Origin of the sequence: Pseudomonas sp. St316 (genome assembly GCF_018325905.1) — a bacterium.
Classification (GTDB): Bacteria; Pseudomonadota; Gammaproteobacteria; order Pseudomonadales; family Pseudomonadaceae; genus Aquipseudomonas.
In genome coordinates, this window is the sequence record NZ_AP021901.1 from 1,394,410 (window position 1) to 1,416,927 (window position 22,518).

The 22,518-nt window shown below is 59.4% G+C and carries 26 protein-coding genes and 1 tRNA gene; 23 read left to right on the forward strand and 4 right to left on the reverse strand.

The window, feature by feature from the left end; genetic code table 11:
• Positions 1-2 precede the first annotated feature (2 nt).
• Positions 3-2,039 (reverse strand): sensor histidine kinase, encoded by a 2,037-nt coding sequence (locus KI237_RS06160; protein ID WP_212799223.1) that lies wholly within the window; start codon positions 2,037-2,039, stop codon positions 3-5.
• Positions 2,040-2,085: 46 nt separating this feature from the next.
• The gene (locus tag KI237_RS06165) at positions 2,086-3,003 is read right to left on the reverse strand and encodes a putative 2-dehydropantoate 2-reductase (protein ID WP_212799224.1); all 918 of its coding nucleotides are present in this window, start codon (positions 3,001-3,003) and stop codon (positions 2,086-2,088) included.
• A gap of 142 nt (positions 3,004-3,145) precedes the next feature.
• On the opposite strand from KI237_RS06165, the gene KI237_RS06170 reads away from it, so the two are divergent.
• The gene (locus KI237_RS06170) at positions 3,146-3,631 is read left to right on the forward strand and encodes a YajQ family cyclic di-GMP-binding protein (RefSeq protein WP_003205057.1); all 486 of its coding nucleotides are present in this window, start codon (positions 3,146-3,148) and stop codon (positions 3,629-3,631) included.
• 209 nt (positions 3,632-3,840) lie between these two features.
• Positions 3,841-4,683, forward strand: coding sequence for a mechanosensitive ion channel family protein (locus KI237_RS06175; protein ID WP_212799225.1), 843 nt, complete (start codon positions 3,841-3,843; stop codon positions 4,681-4,683).
• A 163-nt stretch (positions 4,684-4,846) separates the two neighbouring features.
• Here the strand turns inward: KI237_RS06175 and KI237_RS06180 are convergent, their stop codons facing one another.
• Positions 4,847-6,109, reverse strand: coding sequence for an OprD family porin (locus KI237_RS06180; protein WP_212799226.1), 1,263 nt, complete (start codon positions 6,107-6,109; stop codon positions 4,847-4,849).
• A gap of 76 nt (positions 6,110-6,185) precedes the next feature.
• On the opposite strand from KI237_RS06180, the gene KI237_RS06185 reads away from it, so the two are divergent.
• The 3 genes from KI237_RS06185 (at position 6,186) to KI237_RS06195 (ending at position 7,634) form a co-directional block, all read left to right on the forward strand.
• The gene (locus KI237_RS06185; protein ID WP_212799227.1) at positions 6,186-6,578 is read left to right on the forward strand and encodes a hypothetical protein; all 393 of its coding nucleotides are present in this window, start codon (positions 6,186-6,188) and stop codon (positions 6,576-6,578) included.
• Between the two features lie 420 nt (positions 6,579-6,998).
• Positions 6,999-7,424, forward strand: coding sequence for an HIT family protein (locus tag KI237_RS06190; RefSeq protein ID WP_212799228.1), 426 nt, complete (start codon positions 6,999-7,001; stop codon positions 7,422-7,424).
• A gap of 3 nt (positions 7,425-7,427) precedes the next feature.
• A complete protein-coding gene (locus KI237_RS06195; protein ID WP_212799229.1) occupies positions 7,428-7,634 on the forward strand; it encodes a SlyX family protein in 207 nt (68 codons plus the stop codon).
• Between the two features lie 77 nt (positions 7,635-7,711).
• On the opposite strand, the gene KI237_RS30705 is transcribed toward KI237_RS06195, so the two are convergent.
• Positions 7,712-8,317 carry a cold-shock protein gene (locus KI237_RS30705; protein ID WP_003178583.1) on the reverse strand — a complete coding sequence of 202 codons (606 nt, stop codon included), beginning with the start codon at positions 8,315-8,317 and terminating at the stop codon, positions 7,712-7,714.
• A gap of 394 nt (positions 8,318-8,711) precedes the next feature.
• On the opposite strand from KI237_RS30705, the gene KI237_RS06205 reads away from it, so the two are divergent.
• The 18 genes from KI237_RS06205 to KI237_RS06290 all read left to right on the forward strand — a co-directional run bounded on the left by KI237_RS06205 (position 8,712) and on the right by KI237_RS06290 (position 22,467).
• Positions 8,712-9,185 carry a Dps family protein gene (locus tag KI237_RS06205; protein WP_014339923.1) on the forward strand — a complete coding sequence of 158 codons (474 nt, stop codon included), beginning with the start codon at positions 8,712-8,714 and terminating at the stop codon, positions 9,183-9,185.
• Between the two features lie 206 nt (positions 9,186-9,391).
• Positions 9,392-9,736, forward strand: coding sequence for a ribbon-helix-helix domain-containing protein (locus KI237_RS06210; protein WP_212799230.1), 345 nt, complete (start codon positions 9,392-9,394; stop codon positions 9,734-9,736).
• Between the two features lie 147 nt (positions 9,737-9,883).
• Positions 9,884-10,105, forward strand: a complete 222-nt coding sequence (locus tag KI237_RS06215) for an FmdB family zinc ribbon protein (protein WP_003178589.1) — start codon at positions 9,884-9,886, stop codon at positions 10,103-10,105.
• Positions 10,106-10,180: 75 nt separating this feature from the next.
• Entirely contained in the window at positions 10,181-11,956 is a 1,776-nt protein-coding gene (aspS, locus tag KI237_RS06220) for an aspartate--tRNA ligase (protein WP_135846914.1), read from the forward strand.
• Between the two features lie 120 nt (positions 11,957-12,076).
• Positions 12,077-12,823, forward strand: coding sequence for a YebC/PmpR family DNA-binding transcriptional regulator (locus tag KI237_RS06225; protein ID WP_212799231.1), 747 nt, complete (start codon positions 12,077-12,079; stop codon positions 12,821-12,823).
• A 163-nt stretch (positions 12,824-12,986) separates the two neighbouring features.
• The gene (ruvC, locus tag KI237_RS06230) at positions 12,987-13,511 is read left to right on the forward strand and encodes a crossover junction endodeoxyribonuclease RuvC (RefSeq protein ID WP_025215229.1); all 525 of its coding nucleotides are present in this window, start codon (positions 12,987-12,989) and stop codon (positions 13,509-13,511) included.
• Between the two features lie 115 nt (positions 13,512-13,626).
• Entirely contained in the window at positions 13,627-14,235 is a 609-nt protein-coding gene (gene ruvA, locus KI237_RS06235) for a Holliday junction branch migration protein RuvA (RefSeq protein ID WP_058542614.1), read from the forward strand.
• Positions 14,236-15,297 carry a Holliday junction branch migration DNA helicase RuvB gene (ruvB, locus tag KI237_RS06240; RefSeq protein ID WP_025215228.1) on the forward strand — a complete coding sequence of 354 codons (1,062 nt, stop codon included), beginning with the start codon at positions 14,236-14,238 and terminating at the stop codon, positions 15,295-15,297.
• A gap of 127 nt (positions 15,298-15,424) precedes the next feature.
• Positions 15,425-15,892 (forward strand): tol-pal system-associated acyl-CoA thioesterase, encoded by a 468-nt coding sequence (gene ybgC / locus KI237_RS06245; protein WP_003205037.1) that lies wholly within the window; start codon positions 15,425-15,427, stop codon positions 15,890-15,892.
• Positions 15,882-16,577: a protein TolQ gene (tolQ, locus tag KI237_RS06250; protein WP_014339916.1), complete on the forward strand. Its 696-nt coding sequence runs from the start codon at positions 15,882-15,884 to the stop codon at positions 16,575-16,577. The genes ybgC and tolQ overlap by 11 nt, the downstream gene beginning before the upstream one ends.
• A gap of 23 nt (positions 16,578-16,600) precedes the next feature.
• Positions 16,601-17,053, forward strand: a complete 453-nt coding sequence (tolR, locus tag KI237_RS06255; protein ID WP_212800566.1) for a protein TolR — start codon at positions 16,601-16,603, stop codon at positions 17,051-17,053.
• Entirely contained in the window at positions 17,053-18,132 is a 1,080-nt protein-coding gene (tolA, locus tag KI237_RS06260) for a cell envelope integrity protein TolA (protein WP_212799232.1), read from the forward strand. The genes tolR and tolA overlap by 1 nt, the downstream gene beginning before the upstream one ends.
• Entirely contained in the window at positions 18,129-19,430 is a 1,302-nt protein-coding gene (tolB, locus tag KI237_RS06265) for a Tol-Pal system beta propeller repeat protein TolB (protein WP_502937081.1), read from the forward strand. The genes tolA and tolB overlap by 4 nt, the downstream gene beginning before the upstream one ends.
• A 52-nt stretch (positions 19,431-19,482) precedes the next feature.
• The gene (pal, locus tag KI237_RS06270; protein ID WP_003178634.1) at positions 19,483-19,980 is read left to right on the forward strand and encodes a peptidoglycan-associated lipoprotein Pal; all 498 of its coding nucleotides are present in this window, start codon (positions 19,483-19,485) and stop codon (positions 19,978-19,980) included.
• A gap of 6 nt (positions 19,981-19,986) precedes the next feature.
• A complete protein-coding gene (gene ybgF / locus KI237_RS06275; RefSeq protein ID WP_212799233.1) occupies positions 19,987-20,820 on the forward strand; it encodes a tol-pal system protein YbgF in 834 nt (277 codons plus the stop codon).
• A gap of 166 nt (positions 20,821-20,986) precedes the next feature.
• On the forward strand, positions 20,987-21,634 hold the full coding sequence (gene queE / locus KI237_RS06280; RefSeq protein WP_109753811.1) for a 7-carboxy-7-deazaguanine synthase QueE: 648 nt from the start codon (positions 20,987-20,989) through the stop codon (positions 21,632-21,634).
• Between the two features lie 19 nt (positions 21,635-21,653).
• Positions 21,654-22,328, forward strand: coding sequence for a 7-cyano-7-deazaguanine synthase QueC (queC, locus tag KI237_RS06285; RefSeq protein WP_212800568.1), 675 nt, complete (start codon positions 21,654-21,656; stop codon positions 22,326-22,328).
• 63 nt (positions 22,329-22,391) lie between these two features.
• Positions 22,392-22,467 (forward strand) — tRNA-Lys (locus KI237_RS06290).
• The last annotated feature ends 51 nt before the right edge of the window (positions 22,468-22,518 follow it).

The following is a 22,518-nucleotide window of genomic DNA, read 5'->3' on the forward strand; positions in this document are numbered from 1 at the left end:
GTTCAGCGCTCCAGTTGTCTGTTTTCCTGCGGCACCATCGAGGTGCCAGCCAGAGGCAGGCGCAAGGTGAAGCAGGTGCCTTGACCCGGCGCCGACTGCACTTCCATCTGGCCCTTGTGGTTGTTGGTGATGATGAAATACGAGACCGACAGCCCCAGGCCCGTGCCCTGGCCGATCTCCTTGGTGGTGAAGAAAGGCTCGAAGGTGCGTTTGCGTACGTTCTCGCTCATGCCGATGCCATTGTCCTCAACCTGGATTTCCGCCCATGGCGGATTCAACCGCGTGCGCAGGACGATGCGCCCCGGTTCGCTGTCGTCCTGGCGTTGATGGATCGCCTGGGCGGCGTTTTTCAGCAGGTTGAGCAGCACCTGTTCCAGCTCGTTGGCCGTGCCGGGCACCGGGCCCAGGTTCGGGTCGAACTGACGGGTGATCGCCTGGCCCTTGAAGTCGAAACCGATTGCGAGGTCGAAGTCGTTGCCAGCGATTTCCACGGCTTGGTCGATCAACGCGGGCAGGTCGCAAGGTGCCATTTGCCGGGTGCTGCGACGGCTGAAGCTGAGCATGTGGGTGACGATCTTTGCCGCCCGGGCTCCGGCTTGCTGGATGCCGTCGAGCAACTGCGGGATCTCCCGGCCCTGGAGGTAACGATTGACCTCCTCTAACGGGATACCCAGCAGCTCGGCCTGTTCGAGGTTCTTGGGCAGCTCGGGCGACAGGCGTCGGCGAATGTTCTGCACGTTGTGCAGGATCGCGCCCAGCGGGTTATTGATTTCATGGGCCATGCCCGCCGCGAGGCCGCCGACCGAGAGCATTTTCTCGGATTGCACCATCATTTCTTCCAGCGACAGGCGCTGGGTGATGTCATCGATCCGGATGACCACGCCACGCCCGGCGCCGCCCATCAGTGGATAGAAGGTGAGGGCGTAATGCCGGGCTTCGTCGTCCTTGGTCCAGGTGACGCGTTCGATCTTGGCCACCGTGTGCTGTTCGACGGTCTGCTTGAGCTGGGGCAGGTAGGGTTTGAGCGGTTCGAAGGCGAGGAAAATCGGCTGGTTCAGCGCCTCGTCCAGCCGTGTGCCGGAGAGCGCACTGGCTTCCTGGTTCCATTGGGTGACGTAGAGCTGCTCGTCGAGGGCGATCAGCGCCGAGGGCATGGAGTCGATGATGCTGTTGAGGTAATTCTGAAAACCGGTGAGCTTTTTCTCGATCTTGCTGCGTACCTGGACTTCCAGCTCCAGCTTGCGATTGGTATGGCGGGTCTCTTCCGCCAGGCCTTGGGCCTGGTCGTAGGCAGCCTGGGAATCGTCCCGTGCGCGCTTGAGTTGCTGTTCCCGGGCTTCGATCCGCGACAGCATGGTGTTGAACGCTTCGGCCAGGCTGCCGATCTCATCGTGGTTGCCGCGCGCGGCACGCAGGGCATAGTTCTCTTCGCGGGTGACCTGGCGTGACAGTTCTTCAAGTTGATGAATCGGCTGGGTGATCAGGCGCTTGATCTGCTGGGCAATGATCAGCCACAGCAACACGCTGAAAATCAGGATGCCGAGGCTGGCGGTCAGGGTGCCGGTGTAGAACGCGGTGGGCAGTTCGCTGCTGGCCACCAGCAACAAATGGCCCGGCATCGTGCCGGGACGGGGCAGGGTAATGAGCTGGTTGCTGCGAAATTCGTTCGCCTGCCAGGCTTGTATCTTGTGGTAATGGTCCGGCAGCTTGAGTTTGTCGCCCTGTTGCAGTTGGGCCAGGCGCTCACCCTGGCCGTCATACAGCGCCGCCGCCCGCAGCGGTGCGTAGCTGTTGAGTTCATCGAGCAAGCGCTGGGCACTTTGTGGCGATTGCAGGGCGTCGGAGATCAGGCTCGGATTGGCCACCAGCCGGCCAATGGTCTGCAGGGCCTGGGGTGCCATGCTTTCCTGGGAGATGTAGTAGGCGGCGCTGATAAAGGTCAGGTTGGCCACCAGCAGGACAGTGGTCAACAACACCAACAGGGCGGCCAGCAGTTTCTGGCCGACCGGCAGGTTTTCAAGGCGCTGGCGCAATGGCATCAGACTCGTCGCTAAAAAGGAATACGACGGCCAGCGTAGCCGCTGCTCAGTCGCTGGGCAATCCGAGGTTGTGCAAGTGGACAATCAGTCGCTGTCGCAGTTGTTCCAGGTGCGGCACGGTCAGCTCATGGCGTTGGGCGACCTTGCAGGCATAACCGAGCAAGTAGCTGATTTCGGTGCGGCGCCGATTGGCGACATCCTGGTACATCGAGGAATAATTGGCGGCCGTGGCCTGGATCACCCGTTCGACTTCCGGCTGCAAGTCTTCGGCCGCCGCGGGCTGGCCGCAGCGTTCGAGCAAGTCGGTGAGCTCTGCGCACAGGGTCGCCACTTCGCAGCGGTGCTCCTGCAAGCCGCCGTTCTTGCAGTGGTGCAGCACGGTCAGCGGGTTGATTGCGCAGTTGAGTGCCAGCTTGCGCCAGAGCCGGGTGAGGATGTCGGCGCTCCATGCGTGGGGAATGCCGGCGGCGGCCAGGTCGTCGAGCCAGAACGGCGCCACTGGGTGAGCAGGATCGCCCAGCCAGGTGTAGCCGTGGCCGGCGAATACCACGCGCCAGTCACCGTCGCGGAACGCGCCTTCGGTGCTGGAGGCGCTGATGCAACGGGCTTGGGGCGCACAATTGGCCACCGCGTCCTGGCTGCCGAGGCCGTTCTGCAACAGGATCAGTTCCGATTCGCCGTCCAGGCGATGGGCCACCGAGGCCACGGCCGCTTCCGCGTCGTAGGCTTTGCAGGCCAATAGCAGGCGCCTGATCGGTTCCGGGCTGTCCGCCGTTTCGCCAGGTATCGGGTAGCTCTGCGCCTGGCCCTGTTCCACCAGCGTCAGGCCACCTGCGCCTCGGTAGGCCTGCAGGCGGGCTTCGTTACGCAGCACCAGCCGCACTGGCAACCCGGCCCGTGCCAGGCGCGCGGCCCACAACGTGCCGAGACTGCCGGCCCCCAGGACATGCCAGGTGGTAGACATCAGTTTTTTACTCGGATTGGCGCAGGCATCTGAGGGCTCACAGTGTCGGCAGGAAAAGAGTCGTTATAATGAGCCCGATTTTAACCTCAAGCCAAGCGCGCGCCGTTGTTACTGGCGCGCCTTTTTATTTGGAGAACACTACATGCCGTCATTCGACGTGGTATCCGAACTGGACAAACACGAAGTCACCAACGCCGTTGAAAACGCCGTCAAGGAACTCGACCGTCGTTATGACCTCAAGGGCAAGGGCAGTTTCGAGTTCAAGGAAAAAGACCTGACCGTGAACCTGACCGCCGAGGCCGATTTCCAGCTTGAGGCGATGATCGAGATCCTCAAGCTGGCGCTGGTCAAGCGCAAGATCGACGTGCAGTGCCTTGAGGTCAAGGACGCCTATGCCTCGGGCAAGCTGATGAAGCAGGAAGCCGTGCTCAAGGAAGGCATCGACAAGGAGCTGGCGAAGAAAATCGTCGCTCATATCAAGGACGCCAAGCTCAAGGTGCAAGCCGCCATTCAGGGCGAGCAGGTGCGAGTCACCGGCAAAAAGCGTGACGACTTGCAGGAAGCCATTGCGGCACTGCGGGGCAAGGAATTCGGCATGCCGCTGCAATTCAACAACTTCCGCGACTGACCCCTTCGGTTATAGAAAAATACTGTGGCGAGGGCGCTTGCTCCCGCCGGGCTTGTGCAGGAGCTGCCGAAGGCTGCGATCTTTCGATCTTTCGCTTGGGGTTTAAGTGTCTGGGGAGAGATCGCAGCCTCGTTGCACTCGACAGCTCCTACACAGCTCCCTGGCTTCCTCGCCAGGATGCCGCGTGCAATAGAAATAAGGAGAGTTAGATGGACTTGAACGCTGAAGTGGACAACCTGGTCAAGGCTTCCCAGACCTGGATCCCCATGATCATGGAATACGGCAGCCGCGTGTTGCTGGCCGTCATCACCCTGGCCATCGGCTGGTGGTTGATCAACAAAGTGACGCAGAAACTGGGCGCGCTGCTGGCCTTGCGTAACGCCGACCTGGCGCTGCAAGGGTTTATCAGTACGCTGGCCAACATCATCCTGAAGATATTGCTGATCGTCAGCGTCGCTTCGATGATCGGTGTGGAAACCACCTCATTCGTTGCCGCCATCGGTGCGGCTGGCCTGGCGATCGGCTTGGCCTTGCAGGGCAGCCTGGCGAACTTCGCCGGTGGCGTGCTGATCCTGCTGTTCCGCCCGTTCCGCATTGGTGACTGGATCGAAGCTCAGGGTGTGGCCGGTACGGTCGACAGCATCCAGATCTTCCACACAGTTATTCGCACCGGTGATAACAAGACGGTCATCGTGCCGAACGGCAATCTCTCGAACGGTATCATCACCAACACCAATCGGCAGCCGACCCGTAAGGTCGTGTTCGACGTGGGCGTGGATTACCAGGCTGATCTGCAAAAGGCCCGGGAAGTGTTGCTGGCACTGGCCAAGGATGAACGCGTTCTGGCTGATCCGGCCCCGCAAGCCGTGATTGCTACCTTGGGCGACAGCTCCATCACGGTGTCACTGCGGATATGGGTCAAGACGGCTGATTATTGGGACGTGATGTTCATGCTCAATGAACAGGCGCGGGATCGCTTGAAGGACGCGGGCATTGATATTCCGTTTCCACAGCGAGTGATTCGGGTCGTTCAGGAAGGGGCAGCGCAATAATGATTCGACTGTAACTTGGCGCTGGGGTCAGGTTATGTTTAGTTAGCTTGCTATTTATTGAGTTGCGTTAAAGCTGACATGCAATGAACATAAAAAAACCGCTCACCTGAAAAGGTGAGCGGTTTTTGTTTGTTGCGGGTGCAGCTATCGAACTAGCACTGAATTACAAGATGCTCAGTGGGTATTCGACAATAACGCGGAAGTCGTTGTTGTCGTTGCCATTGATACCGTTGTAAGACGTGTTGGCACGATAGAACGCACTACGCAGACGGAAAGACAGGTCTTTGGCTGGCCCGCTTTGCATGACGTACTTGGTTTCGAAATCCAACTCGTGCTCTTTACCTTCGTCGGCGCCAGTGGAAATGTTGTCACCCTTGACGTAACGGGTCATGAAGCTCAGGCCAGGAACGCCGTAGGTTTTCATGTTCAGGTCGTAGCGAGCCTGCCAGGAACGCTCGTCTTCGCCGTTGAAGTCGGAATACTGGATGGAGTTGGCGAGGAAGATGGTGCCGTTACCGTCAGCACCATAGGCATAACCGCTGGAACCGGTGGAGCGCTGGTGAGCCAGAGTGAACTTGTGGGCACCGATGGCATAGGCAGCTGCGAGGGACCAGATGCGGTTGTCAACGTCACCGCTGAGTTTCTGGCCCTGATCCTTGCTGTCATAACCGTTGAAATCGAAGTTCAGGGACTGATCTTCGTTGATCGGCAAGGTGTAGTTCAGGTTGATGTATTTCTTTTTGTAGTTGTCTTCAACGTCGGAAGCCGCTATGCCGGCTACGAAATTGTCGGTGAACTGGTAGGTTGCGCCAGCAATGTCAGCGGATTTCAGGCCGGTACCATTGATGCTGTCGTGCCCCATGTGGTTCTGTCCGCTGATAGCGGTGAAGTGACCAGCGCTGAGTTCCAGGCCTTTGATTTCCTTGCTGGTGATCAAAGTGCCGGTAGCAACTTCTGGCAGCAAGCGGCTGTCGTCAGTGGAGAGGACAGGACTGGCAACGTATTGGCTACCATATTTCAGAACTGTGTCGGACAGACGGAACTTGACCGCGCCGCCAGCGATGGATTGGGTGTCTTCCGGACGGCCATCGCTGTCGGAACCGAACATGCCATTACCTGTGCGGCCACGGCCGCTGTCCAGTTTGACCATCCCATTGGCCAGAGCGTCTATACCGAAACCAACAGTACCCTGGGTAAAGCCAGACTCGTACGTCGCGCGAGCGGCCAGGCCGGTCTCTTCACGGTAGCTTTGAGTGGTACTGGCGTTGTTCTTGAAATCACGGTTCATGTACAGGGCACGGGTCAGAACTTTCAAGCTCTGATCTTCAAAAAAGCCCTTGGACTCCTCTTGAGAGGACGCCACTGCGAACTGCGAAACGCTGGCCGATACAGCCAGTGCGATCATGCTCCACTTCATCACGCGCATCGTGATTTGCTCCTTTGGTTTTTAGAAGAGTACTGCCGTCCCACCTGTTTTTTTATCTGGGCGGCTCTTTCTTTTTGTGTCGGCGCAAACTTATATCACGACGACATTATTGGCGATACTTGCCCATTCAACCTTTCAGCTTCTTTACGACCATGTCGCCAATGGCTCGATCCATGTCGTATTTCAGCTGTTCCGACGCAACCGTATTCACAACTTTAATGTTGTTTTTTCTTTCCGGCATCGGTGTAAAGAGTCCGTCATTACCGCGCTTGAAGCTCCTGAGGGCAGCCTTGCCACTTTTAATTTGTATGTCGGCAGGTTCCCGCGTCCGGCGGAACCTTTGGACAGTGCGGGGATGAATGCAACAAGCATGCTCAAACCCGAATTTCGTTTACATTTTTTTCACATTTTATCGTTTGACGCGGTGAAACCTCATGAAACCGGGCTCCAAAGGCCTTGTTTTAAATAGGGTTGACTCGTGTGCGGCTCTCGTGTTTGACGCCGACAAACGTGGCAAGACAATCAAAAACGTTACCGGTTCACCCTACCCAGTGAGTAAATCACGGATACTTTGTGCACTGAGCGTAGACGCACTGTGCTGTTTTGGTGCAAAAAATTTTCAAGCTGTACGAAAATCTTACAACCTCGATGCCTTTCCCGAGCCCTGGCACGGTCCTGTCAGGACCCTGTCGCACCGTTTGCGCCATGTTGGTGCGTCAGCTTGCACAGGTTGATGCCGTGTGTTGAAAAAAATCGTTCGAAGGCCGGGCATCAGGATGGTACGCAGTGATCGATCCGGCGTTCGCGGGTATGCTGCGCATCTGAGTCCGATGCAGGCCTGCGGGCCGCCAAACCGGACAGAACCGATAACGAGCGAGGAGTACACGCGGTGTTCGCTTTAGATCCACGACTGCAACAAGACACATTGCCCATCGGTGATTTCCCGTTGTGCCGGTTGCTCTTGTCCAACGATTCGAACTACCCATGGTTCATCCTCGTGCCGCGGCGGGAAGATATCAGCGAATTGTTTCAATTGGATGACGCTGATCAACAGCAGCTGTGGAAAGAAACCACGGCGCTGGCCGAGACCCTCAAGGATTCGTTCGATGCCGACAAGATGAACGTTGCAACCCTGGGTAACGTCGTCAGTCAATTGCACATGCATGTCATCGTGCGCAAGCGTGATGATGCCGCCTGGCCTGCGCCGGTCTGGGGCAAGCACCCGGCCCTGCCTTATAATGCAGGGCAGGTTGCGGCCATTCGTGAACGGTTGCGAGTGGCCTTGACCGATGATTTCAAGTTTCTGGAGGGCTGAACCATGAACCTTGAAGACCGCGTAACCGATCTGGAAAGCCGCCTGGCGTTTCAGGATGACACCATCCAGGCATTGAACGATGTGCTTGTAGGGCAGCAGCGGATCGTCGAGCGTCTGCAGCTGCAGATGGCGGCGTTGCTCAAGCGCCAGGAAGAAATGGTCGGGCAGTTCGAGTCCTTCGAAGAAGAGGCGCCGCCGCCTCACTACTGACCAGCCCGACTCCCGTTTGACGGGCAATAAAAAACCGCGAGCAGCCTGGCTGCATCGCGGTTTTTTTTACGCTGGGATCAGCGGCGCGGCAGCGCGGCGATCACATCTTCGGCCTGCAGGCCCTTGTCGCGGTTCATTACGGAGAACTCCACGCGCTGGCCTTCCACCAGGACGCGATGGCCTTCGCCGCGAATGGCCCGGAAATGCACGAAAATGTCATCGCCGGAGTCGCGGGAGATGAAGCCGAACCCTTTGGACGTGTTGAACCACTTCACCGTGCCGGTATCGCGGTTGGACATGTCGTAGTTCTGCGTAGCGGCGGCCGGCGACGACTTCTTGTAGAAGCTGACGGCCAGGTGCAGTGCCACGGCGAGCAGGGCTGCGCCCAGGCTGAACAGAATGGCCGGTTGACCGCCGATTTCCGGCATGGGCGCCAGCAGGGCCAGGGTTTGCAGGGCAACGGCCAGCACCAGCAGGACGCTGACCAGGTTTTGCAGTTGGTGACGTGGACCTTTGTTCCAGTAAGGGATAACAGGTGCGAGGGTCAGGTTGAGCAGGCCGAAAAAGGCCAGGTACAGTGCATCGGGGTGTTGCAGGTAAGGTGTGGCTTCGGAACCCAGGCTAGGGATGAAGGACAGCAGCAGGGCAGCTGCGCCCATTAGCAAGTGGACGATTTTCAACATTTTGATTGGCTCACGGTTAAGACAGATCACAAGGAAGAGCGGGTCGGGCACGGTTCGCTTCGAAACAATGAGAGGCGTTGGACACGCACCCGAATCAGCCTATGCGCCACACCTGGGAAAATAAGCGTAGCGACACACTGCCTATTTAACAGCAAAGCCCCGGCCTTCTCAAACTCGTTACGGGCACGTACCGCGCTGTTCGTCGGCCAGAAAAGACCCGCCGGTGCTCGAAGGTGCCAGGCAAGCGGCGTTGAATTCCCTGGGGGATCGGAACCGCCCGCTGTCCCGGCTTGTCGGTTCAGGAGGGCTGGCGATCTGTCGCAGGCCATAGGCGGCCAAAACCACTAGAGTTTGGGGCGTTGTCCAATTCATCACCGTCAGGAGATCAACCAACATGGCAATTGACATCGGTATCAGTGAAGAAGACCGCAAATCCATCGTCGACGGGCTGTCGCGCCTGCTGTCGGACACCTATGTGCTGTATCTCAAGACCCACAATTTTCACTGGAACGTCACGGGGCCGATGTTTCGGACCCTGCACCTGATGTTCGAGGAGCAATACAACGAGCTGGCCCTGGCGGTGGACTTGATCGCCGAGCGAATCCGCGCCCTGGGCTTCCCGGCCCCGGGTGCCTACTCGGTGTACGCGCGCTTGTCTTCTATCAAGGAAGAGGAAGGCGTGCCTGGCGCCGAAGACATGATCCGGCAACTGGTCGAGGGCCAGGAAGCCGTGACGCGTACGGCCCGTGGCATCTTTCCTTTATTGGACAAGGTCAGTGATGAGCCTACCGCCGACCTGCTGACCCAGCGCATGCAGGTTCATGAAAAGACCGCGTGGATGTTGCGCGCGTTGCTTGAAGGCCAGTAAACCCCAGGCCAGTGATGACGTGATGCGGGCATCATTCCCTGCCCCTGGCGTGTAGGACGGCGTAACTCGTCGCCTGCCTGCTGTTGGCTTGTCCTACGTCCATGGCCATAAAGTCGTCTGGAACTGGCGATGCCGTTGAGCTTCCATAGAGCCACAGATGGGGTGCCCCAACTGAAAGGCTCGTATGGCAAAGGAGTGTCAACGGTATGATTCAAGGAAAAGATCCGGGGGAGGGTGTGCATGGACGCTTTCAGTCCATCAGCGTCGATCCATTCGTCAGGGGGTTCGATATGCAGTTGGCCCGCCCCCTGGCCCGATCCATTCGTCTGAACGGGTTCGCCACCTGTCTGCGGCTGGAGCAGGTCTATTGGGATATCCTCGGCGAGATGGCCCAGCTCAACGGCTGTTCCATCAGTACGTTGCTGTCCCATGTGGACAGGGAGGTGCATCTGCGCCATGGCGGCGTGCGCAACTTCAGCGCGCTGGTGCGTGTGGTCTGCGTGGTGCACAGTTTGAAGGACACCGCGTTGGAGGTCGCGGACAGCCATTGATGGGGTACCTGCCCTGTTGATGGCTGAGTCGGACCGCAAGCGGCCTGTGCGCTTACGGCTGCACAGGCTGCATTTAATGGATATAATCCCGCTCTTTGCCGCAAAGCCCAGCCTTTGCGCGTGTAACCTGATCGCCGAGACAACCCCATGCCGATGTACGACTATCAATGTGCTTCCTGTGGTCATCAGATGGAAGCCATTCAAAAGATCAGCGCGGCACCGCTGGTCGACTGCCCTGCCTGCCAGGCGCCAGAACTGAAAAAGATGCTGTCCATGCCTGGTTTCCGCCTCGGTGGCACAGGCTGGTATGAAACCGACTTCAAGACCGGCGCCAAGAAGAATTTGGCCGGTGGCGACAAAGCTGATTGAGCTGAACACGCGCGAGTGCTTGCACGGGCAGGTCCTCCAACCGAATTTCGAATTACGAGAAGTGAAACCACTACCATGATGCGCAGCCATTATTGCGGCCAACTGAACGAAAGCCTGGAAGGTCAGGAAGTTACTCTTTGCGGATGGGTCCATCGTCGCCGTGACCATGGCGGGGTGATTTTCCTCGATATCCGTGATCGTGAAGGCCTGGCCCAGGTGGTGTTCGATCCGGACCGCGCTGACACCTTCGCCACCGCCGACCGCGTGCGCAGCGAATACGTGGTCAAGATCACCGGCAAGGTGCGCCTGCGTCCGGCCGGTGCTGGCAACGCCAACATGGCGTCCGGCATGATCGAAGTGCTGGGTTACGAGCTGGAAGTGCTCAACGAATCGGAAACCCCGCCGTTCCCACTCAACGAATACTCCGACGTGGGCGAAGAAACCCGCCTGCGCTACCGCTTCATCGACCTGCGTCGCCCGGAAATGGCCGAGAAGCTGCGCCTGCGTTCGCGCATGACCACCAGCATCCGTCGCTACCTGGACGAGAACGGCTTCCTCGATGTCGAGACGCCAATCCTGACCCGTGCCACGCCGGAAGGCGCCCGCGACTACCTGGTGCCGAGCCGTACCCACCCCGGCAGCTTCTTCGCCTTGCCGCAATCGCCACAGTTGTTCAAGCAACTGCTGATGGTGGCCGGGTTCGATCGCTACTACCAGATCGCCAAGTGCTTCCGCGACGAAGACCTGCGTGCCGACCGTCAGCCTGAGTTCACTCAGATCGACATCGAGACCAGCTTCCTCGACGAAAAAGACATCATGGGCCTGACCGAAGGCATGATCCGCAACCTGTTCAAGGAAGTGCTGGGTCTGGAATTCGGCGAGTTCCCGCACATGACCTTCGAAGAGGCCATGCGTCGCTACGGTTCCGACAAGCCGGACCTGCGTAACCCGCTGGAGCTGGTGGACGTGGCCGACCAGCTCAAGGAAGTCGATTTCAAGGTGTTCAGCGGCCCGGCCAACGACCCGAAATGCCGTATCGCGGCCCTGCGCGTTCCTGGCGGGGCCAGCATGCCGCGCAAGCAGATCGACGACTACACCAAGTTCGTCGGCATCTACGGTGCCAAGGGCCTGGCCTACATCAAGGTCAACGAGCGCGCCGCGGGTGTTGATGGCCTGCAATCGCCGATCGTGAAAAACATCCCTGAAGCCAACCTCAATGTGATCCTCGATCGCGTGGGTGCGGTTGACGGTGACATCGTGTTCTTCGGTGCCGACAAGGCCAAGATCGTCAGCGAAGCCCTGGGCGCGCTGCGCATCAAGCTGGGTCACGACCTGAAGCTGCTGACGTGCGAATGGGCGCCGATGTGGGTCGTTGACTTCCCGATGTTCGAAGAAAACGATGACGGCAGCTTCTCGGCGCTGCACCACCCGTTCACCGCGCCGAAGTGCTCGCCGCAAGAGTTGGAGGCCAACCCGGCCACCGCTCTGTCGCGCGCTTACGACATGGTCCTGAACGGCACCGAACTGGGTGGCGGTTCGATCCGTATCCATCGCAAGGAAATGCAACAGGCAGTGTTCCGCCTGCTGGGCATCAACGAAGCCGAGCAGGAAGAGAAGTTCGGCTTCCTGCTTGACGCCCTGAAGTACGGTGCACCGCCCCACGGTGGCCTGGCCTTCGGCCTGGACCGCCTGGTGATGCTGATGACCGGCGCCCAGTCGATCCGTGAAGTGATCGCGTTCCCGAAAACCCAGAGCGCGGCCGATGTCATGACCCAGGCGCCGGGCGTGGTGGATGCCAAGGCATTGCGCGAGTTGCACATTCGTCTGCGTGAACAGCCAAAGGCTGAGTAAGGCCGGGACCTGAGCGGGCGCATCTTCGGATGCGCCTTTTCATTGGGGTCGATATTTCTGATTGCCGGCCACTGCGCAAGCGCCGGGCGGGCAATGTTCCAAAGAGAAACGGAGCGAGTTATGGCAGGTCATTCCAAGTGGGCGAACATCAAGCACCGCAAAGAACGTCAGGATGCCAAGAGAGGCAAGATCTTCACCAAGTGGATCCGTGAGCTGACGGTCGCGGCCCGCCAGGGTGGCGGCGATCCGGGTTCCAACCCGCGCTTGCGCCTGGCCCTGGACAAGGCGCTGGGTGCCAACATGAGCCGCGACATCATCGACCGGGCCATCGCCCGTGGCGCCGGTGCGACCGAGGCTGACAACGTTGAAGAGCTGACCTACGAAGGTTATGGCCCGGGCGGCGTGGCGGTGATGGTCGAATGCATGACCGACAACCGCAACCGTACTGCCGCCGCCGTGCGTCACGCGTTCAGCAAATGCGGTGGCAACCTGGGCACCGATGGTTCGGTGGCTTACCTGTTCGAGCGCAAGGGCCAGATCAGCTTCGCGCCGGGTCTCGATGAAGATGCCCTGACGGAGGCCGCCCTGGAGGCCGACGCCGATGACGTGGTCAGCCACGAAGACGGCTCGTTCGACGTGTTCACTTCGTTCGCCAGCTTCTATGCCGTGCGCAACGTCCTGGAAGCGGCCGGGTTCAAGCCCGCTGACGCAGAGATCGTCATGCAACCGACCACCAGCGCCGAACTGGACCTGGAGGGCGCCGAGAAAGTGCTCAAGCTGATCGATATGCTCGAGGACCTGGATGACGTGCAGAACGTCTACTCCAATGCCGACATTCCCGAATCGGTGGCTGAACAGCTCGGCTGAGAGGGGCTGTTCAAATATTGACGATTGCCAATGACCAGAATGTGGGAGCGAGCTTGCTCGCGATAGCGGTGCGTCAGTCAACACTATGCTTGCTGATCCGACGCCATCGCGAGCAAGCTCGCTCCCACGGGTCTGGATAATTTCTCTTCAAGCCGCAGGCGCTATGACTTTAATCCTTGGCATCGACCCCGGTTCACGCATCACCGGCTACGGCGTGGTTCGCGATACCGGGCGCGGCTGCGTGTACGTGGCCTCCGGTTGTATCCGCACCGGTGCGGGTGAACTGCACGAGCGCTTGCAGATTGTTTATCGCGGCGTGCGTGAGGTCATCCAGACCTACGGTCCAGTCACCATGGGCATCGAAAAGGTCTTCATGGCGCGCAATGCCGACTCGGCCCTGAAGCTGGGCCAGGCCCGGGGCGCGGCCATCGTCGCCGGTGCCGAGGAAAGCCTGGAAATCGCCGAGTACACCGCCACCCAGGTCAAGCAGGCGGTCGTCGGAACCGGGGCGGCGAACAAGGAGCAGGTGCAAATGATGGTGATGCACCTGTTGAAACTGGTCAGCAAGCCGCAGATCGATGCCTCCGACGCCCTGGCCATTGCCATTTGCCATGCCCATACCCGTTCCAGCCTGTTGCCTCACGGCCTGGGAGCTGCACGCAGTCGTGGCGGGCGCCTGCGTCTCTGATAGCATCAGCGCAATCTTTCGTGAGCCCGAGCATCTTGCGCCTGTGTCGTCGGCCTTCATGCCCGGGTTGTTACTCGCCAGCCAGCAGGCTGGCCAACACCCAAGGATCTGAAACGTGATTGGACGCTTGCGCGGCACCCTGGCTGAAAAACAGCCGCCGCACCTGATTCTGGATGTAAACGGCCTGGGCTATGAGCTGGAAGTGCCCATGACCACGCTGTACCGCTTGCCGTCGGTCGGCGAGCCGCTGACCCTGCACACCCATTTGGTTGTGCGCGAGGATGCGCAGTTACTCTATGGCTTCGTTGGCAAGCGCGAGCGGGACTTCTTCCGCGAACTGATCCGTCTCAATGGCGTCGGCCCGAAACTGGCCCTGGCCTTGATGTCGAGCCTGGAAGTCGACGAACTGGTGCGTTGCGTGCAGTCCCAGGACACGTCGGCCCTGACCAAGGTGCCGGGTGTGGGCAAGAAAACCGCCGAGCGCCTGCTGGTCGAGCTCAAGGACCGCTTCAAGGCCTGGGAGGCGGTGCCGGCGATGTTCGCCCTGGTGCCGAACCAACCGGACGCGCCTGCGCCTGCGGTCAGCGCCGAAAACGATGCGGTCACCGCGCTGATCTCCCTGGGCTATAAGCCGCAGGAGGCCAGCAAGGCGATTTCCGCTATCAAGGAAAAAGGCCTGAGTACTGAAGACATGATTCGTCGTGCCCTGAAGGGAATGATTTAAGTGATTGAAGCTGACCGCCTGATCGCCGCCACGGGCGCGCCCCGTGACCGCGAGGAAATCCAGGACCGCGCGATTCGTCCTGTCAGCCTGGCCGACTACATCGGCCAACCGACCGTGCGCGAGCAGATGGAGTTGTTCATCCAGGCCGCCCGTGGGCGCAGCGAGTCGCTGGACCACACCTTGATCTTCGGCCCGCCGGGCCTGGGCAAGACCACCCTGGCCAACATCATTGCCCAGGAAATGGGCGTCTCGATCAAGAGCACCTCGGGGCCGGTCCTTGAGCGGCCGGGTGACCTGGCGGCGCTGCTGACCAATCTTGAACCCCATGATGTACTGTTCATCGACGAAATCCATCGGCTGTCGCCGATCGTCGAGGAAGTGCTGTACCCGGCCATGGAAGATTTCCAGCTCGACATCATGATTGGCGAAGGGCCGGCGGCACGCTCCATCAAGCTTGATCTGCCGCCCTTTACCCTGGTGGGCGCCACCACCCGCGCGGGCATGCTGACCAACCCGTTGCGGGACCGCTTCGGTATCGTCCAGCGCCTGGAGTTCTACAACAACGCCGATCTGGCGACGATTGTCAGCCGCTCGGCGAGCATCCTCGGGTTGCCGCTGGACCCGGACGGTGCGTATGAGATCGCCCGGCGTGCCCGGGGCACGCCGCGGATCGCCAACCGCCTGCTGCGCCGGGTCCGGGATTTTGCCGAAGTCCGGGCCAAGGGTCACATCACCAAGCCGATTGCCGACCTGGCGTTGAACCTGCTGGACATCGACGAGCGTGGTTTCGACCACCAGGACCGGCGTCTGCTGTTGACCATGATCGAGAAGTTCGACGGTGGCCCGGTGGGCGTGGACAGCCTGGCCGCGGCCATCAGCGAAGAGCGCCACACCATTGAAGATGTGCTGGAGCCGTACCTGATCCAGCAGGGCTACATCATGCGTACCCCTCGCGGGCGCGTTGTGACTCGTCATGCTTACCTGCATTTTGGCTTAAACATCCCGACACGAATGGGTGAGATGCCGGTGGTAGACGAATTCCTCGATGCCGTGGACGATTGAACGAGCTCTGTACGCCGACTTTTTTCCAGTTCGTGCTGTCCCAGACGACGCCTGGAGCGTCAATGCGTTCGAGAATGAAAAAACAGTTGCCTGGCCGATTGGCAACCTGAGGAGTAAGCACTAGAGTATGCGCGCGCAAAACGGGCTGGAGTCGTTCGCACATCGCTGTCGCGTTTATTACGAGGACACCGATGCTGGCGGCATCGTCTACTACGTCAATTACCTCAAGTTTATGGAACGGGCTCGAACCGAACGGCTGCGGGAACTGGGTTTCGCCCAATCCGCACTGGCAGGGGAGGACCTGTTGTTCGTCGTGCATTCCAGCGAAGCGCGCTACCACGCGCCGGCGCGACTGGACGACGAACTGGTGGTAAGTGCCGATGTCATCGAATTGAACCGTGTCAGCCTGCGCTTCAAGCAGCAGGTCAGGCGGGCTACGGATAACGTGCTGCTCTGTGAAGGGCAGTTTTTGGTGGCCTGTGTGCGCACCCATAGTTTGAAACCCCGGGCCATTCCCGAAGCTCTACGTGCGGCCTTTGCCGGCGTGAGCGGCGCGGGTACACACTCAGAGCAGGAGATAAAGCGTGGAAGCTAACGTCGTCGACCATTCCTCCATGTGGAGCCTGGTCAGCAATGCCAGCGTCGTGGTGCAACTGGTAATGCTGACCCTGGTAGCCGCATCGGTGACCTCATGGATCATGATCTTTCAGCGCAGCAACATGCTGCGCGCCGGTCGTCGTGCCCTGGAGAGCTTCGAGGAGCGCTTCTGGTCCGGTATCGACCTGTCCAAGCTCTATCGCCAGGCTGGCAGCAACCCTGACCCGGATTCGGGCGTCGAGCAGATCTTCCGTGCCGGCTTCAAGGAGTTCTCCCGCCTGCGCCAACAGCCGGGCGTCGATCCTGAAGCGGTGATGGAAGGTGTGGCTCGCGCCATGCGCGTTGCCATTTCCCGCGAGGAAGAAAAGCTCGAACAAGGCCTGTCGTTCCTGGCCACCGTCGGTTCGGTCAGCCCGTACATCGGTCTGTTCGGCACCGTGTGGGGGATCATGAACTCCTTCCGTGGCCTGGCTTCTGCCCAACAAGCGACCCTGGCCACCGTGGCCCCGGGCATCGCCGAGGCACTGATCGCCACCGCCATCGGTCTGTTCGCGGCCATTCCAGCTGTTATCGCCTACAACCGCTTCGCTGCCCGCAGCGAAATGCTGACCGGCCGTTACTACACCTTCGCCGATGAATTCCAGGCGATCCTGCACCGCAAAGTGCACACCAGCGAAGAATAAGCAGGTATTTCCCAATGGCTTTAATCGCTCGAGCCCGAAAAAAGCGCAAGCCGGTTGCCGAGATGAACGTGGTCCCCTACATCGACGTGATGTTGGTGCTGCTGGTCATCTTCATGGTGACCGCGCCCATGCTCAATCAGGGCGTGAAGGTCGATCTGCCCAAGGTTTCCAGTGAAGCCTTGCCGCAGGACAACAACACCCAGGTACTGACCATTTCGATCAAGGCTGACAAGACCTACTACTGGAACCTTGGCAGCGAAGTCGACACCGAGAAGCAGCAGGACCGCGCCATGACCTTGCCGCAGATGACCGACGCGGTGACCAAGATCATCCGTGCCGGCAACGATGCCGGCAAGCGTACGCAGGTCTTCATTCGCGGCGACAAGACCGTCGACTACGGTGCCGTGATGGGCGCCATGGGCGGTCTGCAGAAAGCCGGGGTGGGTAACGTTGGCTTGATCACTGAGGCGCCCTGATGCAGCAACAGCGAGAGCCGTCCGCCTCGGAAAGCTACTTCTGGCCCAGTGTCCTGGCAATCAGCCTGCACGTGCTGGTGTTCGGCATGCTGTTCGTCAGTTTTGCCATGACGCCTGAGCTGCCGCCAGCCAAGCCGATCGTGCAAGCGACCCTGTACCAGCTCAAGTCCAAAAGTCCGGCGACCACCCAGACCAATCAGAAGATTGCGGGTGAGGCGAAGAAGTCTGCCGCGCGCCAGACCGAAACCGAGCAGCTGGAGCAGAAAAAGGTCGAGCAGGAAGCGATCAAGGCCGCGGAACAAAAGAAAGAGGAAGCTGCTCAAAAGGCCGAGGAAGCCAAGAAGGCCGATGAGGCGAAGAAAGCGGACGAGGCGAAAAAGGCTGACGAAGCCAAGAAAGCCGACGATGCGAAGAAAACCGCCGAGGCGAAAAAGGCCGAAGAGAAACAATTGGCTGATATAGCCAAGAAGAAAGCCGAAGAAGAAGCCAAGAAAGCCGCTGAAGAAGAGGCCAAGAAAGCGGCCGCTGAAGAAGCGAAGAAAAAGATCGTCGAGGACGCCAAGAAAAAGGCTGCCGAAGACGCCAAGAAGAAAGCCGAAGCCGAAGAGGCGAAAAAGAAAGTCGCCGAAGACGCGAAGAAGAAAGCTGCCGCCGATGCCGCCAAGAAGAAGGCCCAGGATGCAGCGCGCAAGTCCGCCGAAGACAAGAAGGCCCAGGCCTTGGCAGACCTGCTTTCGGACTCGACTGAGCGTGAGGCGACCAAGGCGGATGAACTTGGCGATCAAGTGGCAGGCGATTACGACGACCTGATCCGCATCCGAGCGGCGGAAGGCTGGGCTCGTCCACCCTCGGCGCGCAAAGGCATGACGGTAGTATTGCAAATCGGCATGTTGCCCGACGGTACGGTTACCTCGGTCAGCGTCGCCAAGTCCAGTGGTGATGGTCCGTTCGATGCTTCGGCGGTCGCAGCGGTCAAGAACATTGGGCGATTGACGGAAATGCAAGGAATGAAACCGAGCGACTTTGCTCCCTATCGTTCATTCAAGATGACATTCACACCTGAGGATCTAGCCTTGTGAGAAACCTTCTTCGATCAATGCTGGTCGTTATCTGCTGCCTGGCAGGGATAGCGGTAGCAGATGAAAAGAACATCCTGGTCACCAGCGGCAGCGACCGGGCCACCCCGATCGCCGTCGTACCGTTCGGCTGGCAGGGCGGTAGCGTCCTGCCGGACGACATGGCGGAGATCATCGGCAACGACCTGCGCAACTCGGGTTACTACGCGCCGATTCCGAAGCAGAACATGATCAGCCTGCCGACCCAGGCCAGCGAAGTCATCTACCGTGACTGGAAGGCCCTGGGCGCCCAGTACATCATGGTCGGCAGCATCGTTCCGGCTGGCGGTCGCCTGCAGGTGCAGTACGCCCTGTTCAACGTCGCCACCGAACAGCAAGTGCTGACCGGCAGCGTGTCGGGCAGCGTCGATCAGTTGCGCGACATGGCGCACTACATCGCCGACCAGTCGTTCGAGAAACTCACCGGCATCAAGGGCGCGTTCTCTACCCGCATGCTCTACGTGACGGCCGAGCGGTTCTCCGAGAACAACACCCGCTACACCCTGCAGCGTTCCGACTATGACGGCGCCCGTGCAGTGACCTTGCTGCAATCGCGCGAGCCGATCCTGTCGCCGCGCTTCGCCCCCGATGGCAAGCGCATCGCCTATGTGTCGTTCGAGCAGAAGCGTCCACGCATCTTCATGCAGCACATCGATACTGGTCGTCGCGAGCAGATCACCAACTTCGAAGGCCTCAACGGTGCGCCAGCCTGGTCGCCGGACGGTACTCGCCTGGCGTTCGTGCTGTCCAAGGACGGTAACCCGGACATCTACGTGATGAACCTGGCTTCGCGTTCGATCTCCCGCGTCACCAATGGCCCGGGCATCAACACCGAGCCGTTCTGGGGCAAGGATGGCTCGACCATCTACTTCACCTCAGACCGTGGCGGCAAGCCACAGATCTACAAGACCAGTGCCGGTGGCGGCGGTGCCGAACGCGTGACGTTCGTGGGTAACTACAACGCCAACCCTAAACTGTCGGCGGACGAAAAGACCCTGGTGATGATCCATCGCCAGGATGGTTTCACCAATTTCAAGGTGGCGGCCCAGGATTTGCAGCGCGGAAGTGTAAAAATCCTCACTGATAGCACTCTGGACGAGTCACCTACTGTTGCGCCCAACGGCACCATGGTAATCTACGCCACCCGCCAGCAGGGCCGGGGAGTCTTGATGCTCGTGTCCATTAATGGACGCGTGAGGCTCCCGCTTCCTACCGCTCAAGGCGAAGTCAGAGAACCGTCCTGGTCCCCTTACCTGAACTGACGCGGCGCTATACGTTTTACTTAACACACTGGGGTTCATTAGGAGTTTCACGATGGAAATGCTGAAGTTTGGTAAATTTGCTGCGCTGGCTCTGGCCATGGCTGTAGCTGTAGGTTGCTCGTCCAAAGGCGGCGACAATGCCGGTGAAGGCGCTGTTGATCCAAACGCTGGTTACGGCGCTAACACTGGTGCAGTTGACGGCTCCCTGAGCGAAGAAGCTGCTCTGCGCGCAATCACCACCTTCTACTTCGAATACGACAGCTCGGACCTGAAGCCAGAAGCCATGCGCGCTCTGGACGTTCACGCCAAGGACCTGAAAGCAAACGGCGCTCGCGTCGTTCTGGAAGGCAACACCGACGAACGTGGTACTCGTGAGTACAACATGGCACTGGGCGAGCGTCGTGCGAAAGCCGTTCAACGCTACCTGGTACTGCAAGGTGTTTCCCCAGCTCAGCTGGAACTGGTTTCCTACGGCGAAGAGCGTCCAGTTGCCACCGGCAACGACGAGCAGTCCTGGGCTCAAAACCGTCGCGTCGAACTGCGTAAGTAATTCGTCATGCGAACGTGCCGTCGTGCTGTAACTGTTCTGGCTCTCAGCCTCGCGCCGCTTGCGGCGTGGGCTGCGGTTCCTGTGGTCGATAACGATGCCGGCTATAACAATAGCGGGAGCAGTTATCCGCCTGCAGGTTACGGTACGAACGGCGCCTATGCCGGGGGAGGGGTTTCGGCCCCTGTCTCGGCACAGGGCCAGCTGTTCAACCAACTGCAGCAAATGCAGGATCAGATCTCGCGCCAACAGGGTGTGATCGAAGAACTGCAAAATGATATTTCGCGCATGAAGCAGGAAAACCTGGAGCGATACCAGGATCTTGATCGGCGCATAGGATCCGGCGTTGCACCTGCCGCGACTCCTGAGAATTCTCCTGCCGGTGGCGACTTGAACGCCCCCGGTGCAGCCGCAGGTGCGGGGGCTGCTGCTCCGGCAGCGCCTGCCGCCGGTGGCGAACCGGCTGATCCGGCGAAGGAAAAGCTCTATTACGACGCTGCCTTCGACTTGATCAAGGCCAAGGATTTCGACAAGGCCAGCCAGGCCTTTGCCGCTTTCCTGCGCAAATACCCAAACAGCCAGTACGCGGGCAATGCCCAATACTGGCTGGGCGAAGTGAACCTGGCCAAGGGCGATCTGCAAGGCGCTGGCCAGGCGTTCGCCAAGGTTTCGCAGCTGTATCCCAAGCACGCCAAAGTGCCGGATTCGCTGTACAAGCTGGCTGACGTAGAGCGCCGCCTGGGTCACACCGACAAGGTCAAAGGCATTCTGCAGCAGGTGGTGGCCCAATATCCGGGTACGTCGGCTGCCCAATTGGCCCAGCGTGATCTGCAACGCATGTAAGCCGGCTTGACCTGTTTTGAAGAAACCCGCGCTTGTCGCGGGTTTTTTCGTTAGAATTCACGCCCTTTTTATGAAACACGCTTTTTGGGATCTGCGCGTTGGCGGGGTTCCTTGAAGTGCCTGACGGAGGCGGACAGCCTGTTTAGCTGTTACGCCCGTGGCGACTATGCAAGACACATTGAGAATCACCGAAGTTTTTTACTCGTTGCAGGGTGAAACGCGGACGGCTGGGCTGCCCACCGTATTTGTGCGCCTCACCGGTTGCCCATTGCGTTGCCAGTACTGCGACAGTGCCTACGCCTTCAGCGGCGGCACCTTGCGAACCCTCGACGATATCCTGGAGCAAGTGGCCAGTTATCGTCCGCGTTATGTCTGCGTCACCGGTGGTGAGCCATTGGCGCAACCCAACGCCATCCCGTTGCTCAAGCAGTTGTGTGATGCCGGTTACGAGGTTTCGCTGGAAACCAGCGGGGCCCTGGATATCTCGGCCGTCGACCCGCGCGTCAGTCGCGTCGTGGACCTGAAGACTCCAGGCTCCAAGGAAGCGCACCGCAACCGTTACGAGAATATCGAGTTGCTGACCCCCAACGATCAGGTCAAGTTCGTGATCTGTTCGCGGGAAGATTATGACTGGGCCGTCTCGAAGCTGATTCAGTACGGGCTCGACCAGCGGGCTGGCGAAGTGTTGTTATCGCCGAGCCATCACGATTTGAGCGCCCGGGAACTGGCGGATTGGGTGGTGGCGGATAACCTGCCGGTGCGCTTGCAATTGCAGCTGCATAAATATCTTTGGAACGACGAGCCGGGGCGCTGACATGACTGAACATTCGAACATTACGCAAAAACGTGCGGTCATCCTGTTGTCCGGTGGCCTGGATTCAGCCACTGTCGTGGCCATGGCCCGTGCCGACGGTTACCGCTGCTACACCATGAGTTTCGACTATGGCCAGCGCCACCGCGCTGAACTGCACGCCGCCGAACGAGTTGCCCAGGACCAAGGCGTGGTGGAACACAAAGTGATCGGCCTGAACCTCAACGGCATCGGCGGCTCGGCGTTGACCGACAGCTCCATCGACGTGCCCGAGGTGCCTGGCGAAGGCATCCCGGTGACGTATGTGCCAGCGCGTAACACCGTATTCCTGTCCTTGGCATTGGGCTGGGCCGAAGTGCTGGGGGCCCGTGACATTTTCATCGGCGTCAATGCCGTGGATTACTCCGGCTACCCGGATTGCCGCCCGGAATTTGTCGAAGCCTTTGAGCGCATGGCGAACCTGGCGACCAAGGCCGGCGTAGAGGGGCAGGGTTTCCGTATCCAGGCGCCGCTGCAGAATCTCAGCAAGGCCGACATCGTCAAGGCGGGTATGAAGCTTGGCGTGGACTACGGGCTCACTGTTTCCTGCTATCAGGCCGACGATCAGGGCCGTGCTTGCGGCAAGTGCGACAGCTGCCGCCTGCGCGCAGAGGGCTTTGCTGCGGCCGGCGTGAGCGATCCAACCCGTTATTTTTGATTTATTTCAAAATAGGTGTTGAATAGTCCTTAAAAATCAGTATTATACGCGCCACCACACAGCGGGTCGTTAGCTCAGTTGGTAGAGCAGTTGGCTTTTAACCAATTGGTCGTAGGTTCGAATCCCACACGACCCACCATTTTTTGCAGTTTTAAAAGTCTGGAAGGCCCACGAAAGTGAGGATTTCCGG

What these genes read in the sequence shown, in the direction of transcription:
- KI237_RS06160 (WP_212799223.1), bottom strand. Translation starts at nt 2,039, where the DNA reads ATGCCATTGCGCCAGCGCCTTGAAAACCTGCCGGTCGGCCAGAAACTG.
- KI237_RS06170 (WP_003205057.1), top strand. Translation starts at nt 3,146, where the DNA reads ATGCCGTCATTCGACGTGGTATCCGAACTGGACAAACACGAAGTCACC.
- queE (WP_109753811.1), top strand. Translation starts at nt 20,987, where the DNA reads ATGCAAGACACATTGAGAATCACCGAAGTTTTTTACTCGTTGCAGGGT.
- KI237_RS06195 (WP_212799229.1), top strand. Translation starts at nt 7,428, where the DNA reads ATGAACCTTGAAGACCGCGTAACCGATCTGGAAAGCCGCCTGGCGTTT.
- ybgF (WP_212799233.1), top strand. Translation starts at nt 19,987, where the DNA reads ATGCGAACGTGCCGTCGTGCTGTAACTGTTCTGGCTCTCAGCCTCGCG.
- KI237_RS06210 (WP_212799230.1), top strand. Translation starts at nt 9,392, where the DNA reads ATGATTCAAGGAAAAGATCCGGGGGAGGGTGTGCATGGACGCTTTCAG.
- KI237_RS06205 (WP_014339923.1), top strand. Translation starts at nt 8,712, where the DNA reads ATGGCAATTGACATCGGTATCAGTGAAGAAGACCGCAAATCCATCGTC.
- KI237_RS06165 (WP_212799224.1), bottom strand. Translation starts at nt 3,003, where the DNA reads ATGTCTACCACCTGGCATGTCCTGGGGGCCGGCAGTCTCGGCACGTTG.
- KI237_RS06225 (WP_212799231.1), top strand. Translation starts at nt 12,077, where the DNA reads ATGGCAGGTCATTCCAAGTGGGCGAACATCAAGCACCGCAAAGAACGT.
- aspS (WP_135846914.1), top strand. Translation starts at nt 10,181, where the DNA reads ATGATGCGCAGCCATTATTGCGGCCAACTGAACGAAAGCCTGGAAGGT.
- KI237_RS06180 (WP_212799226.1), bottom strand. Translation starts at nt 6,109, where the DNA reads ATGCGCGTGATGAAGTGGAGCATGATCGCACTGGCTGTATCGGCCAGC.
- KI237_RS30705 (WP_003178583.1), bottom strand. Translation starts at nt 8,317, where the DNA reads ATGTTGAAAATCGTCCACTTGCTAATGGGCGCAGCTGCCCTGCTGCTG.
- KI237_RS06215 (WP_003178589.1), top strand. Translation starts at nt 9,884, where the DNA reads ATGCCGATGTACGACTATCAATGTGCTTCCTGTGGTCATCAGATGGAA.
- ybgC (WP_003205037.1), top strand. Translation starts at nt 15,425, where the DNA reads ATGCGCGCGCAAAACGGGCTGGAGTCGTTCGCACATCGCTGTCGCGTT.
- pal (WP_003178634.1), top strand. Translation starts at nt 19,483, where the DNA reads ATGGAAATGCTGAAGTTTGGTAAATTTGCTGCGCTGGCTCTGGCCATG.
- KI237_RS06175 (WP_212799225.1), top strand. Translation starts at nt 3,841, where the DNA reads ATGGACTTGAACGCTGAAGTGGACAACCTGGTCAAGGCTTCCCAGACC.
- tolA (WP_212799232.1), top strand. Translation starts at nt 17,053, where the DNA reads ATGCAGCAACAGCGAGAGCCGTCCGCCTCGGAAAGCTACTTCTGGCCC.
- ruvC (WP_025215229.1), top strand. Translation starts at nt 12,987, where the DNA reads ATGACTTTAATCCTTGGCATCGACCCCGGTTCACGCATCACCGGCTAC.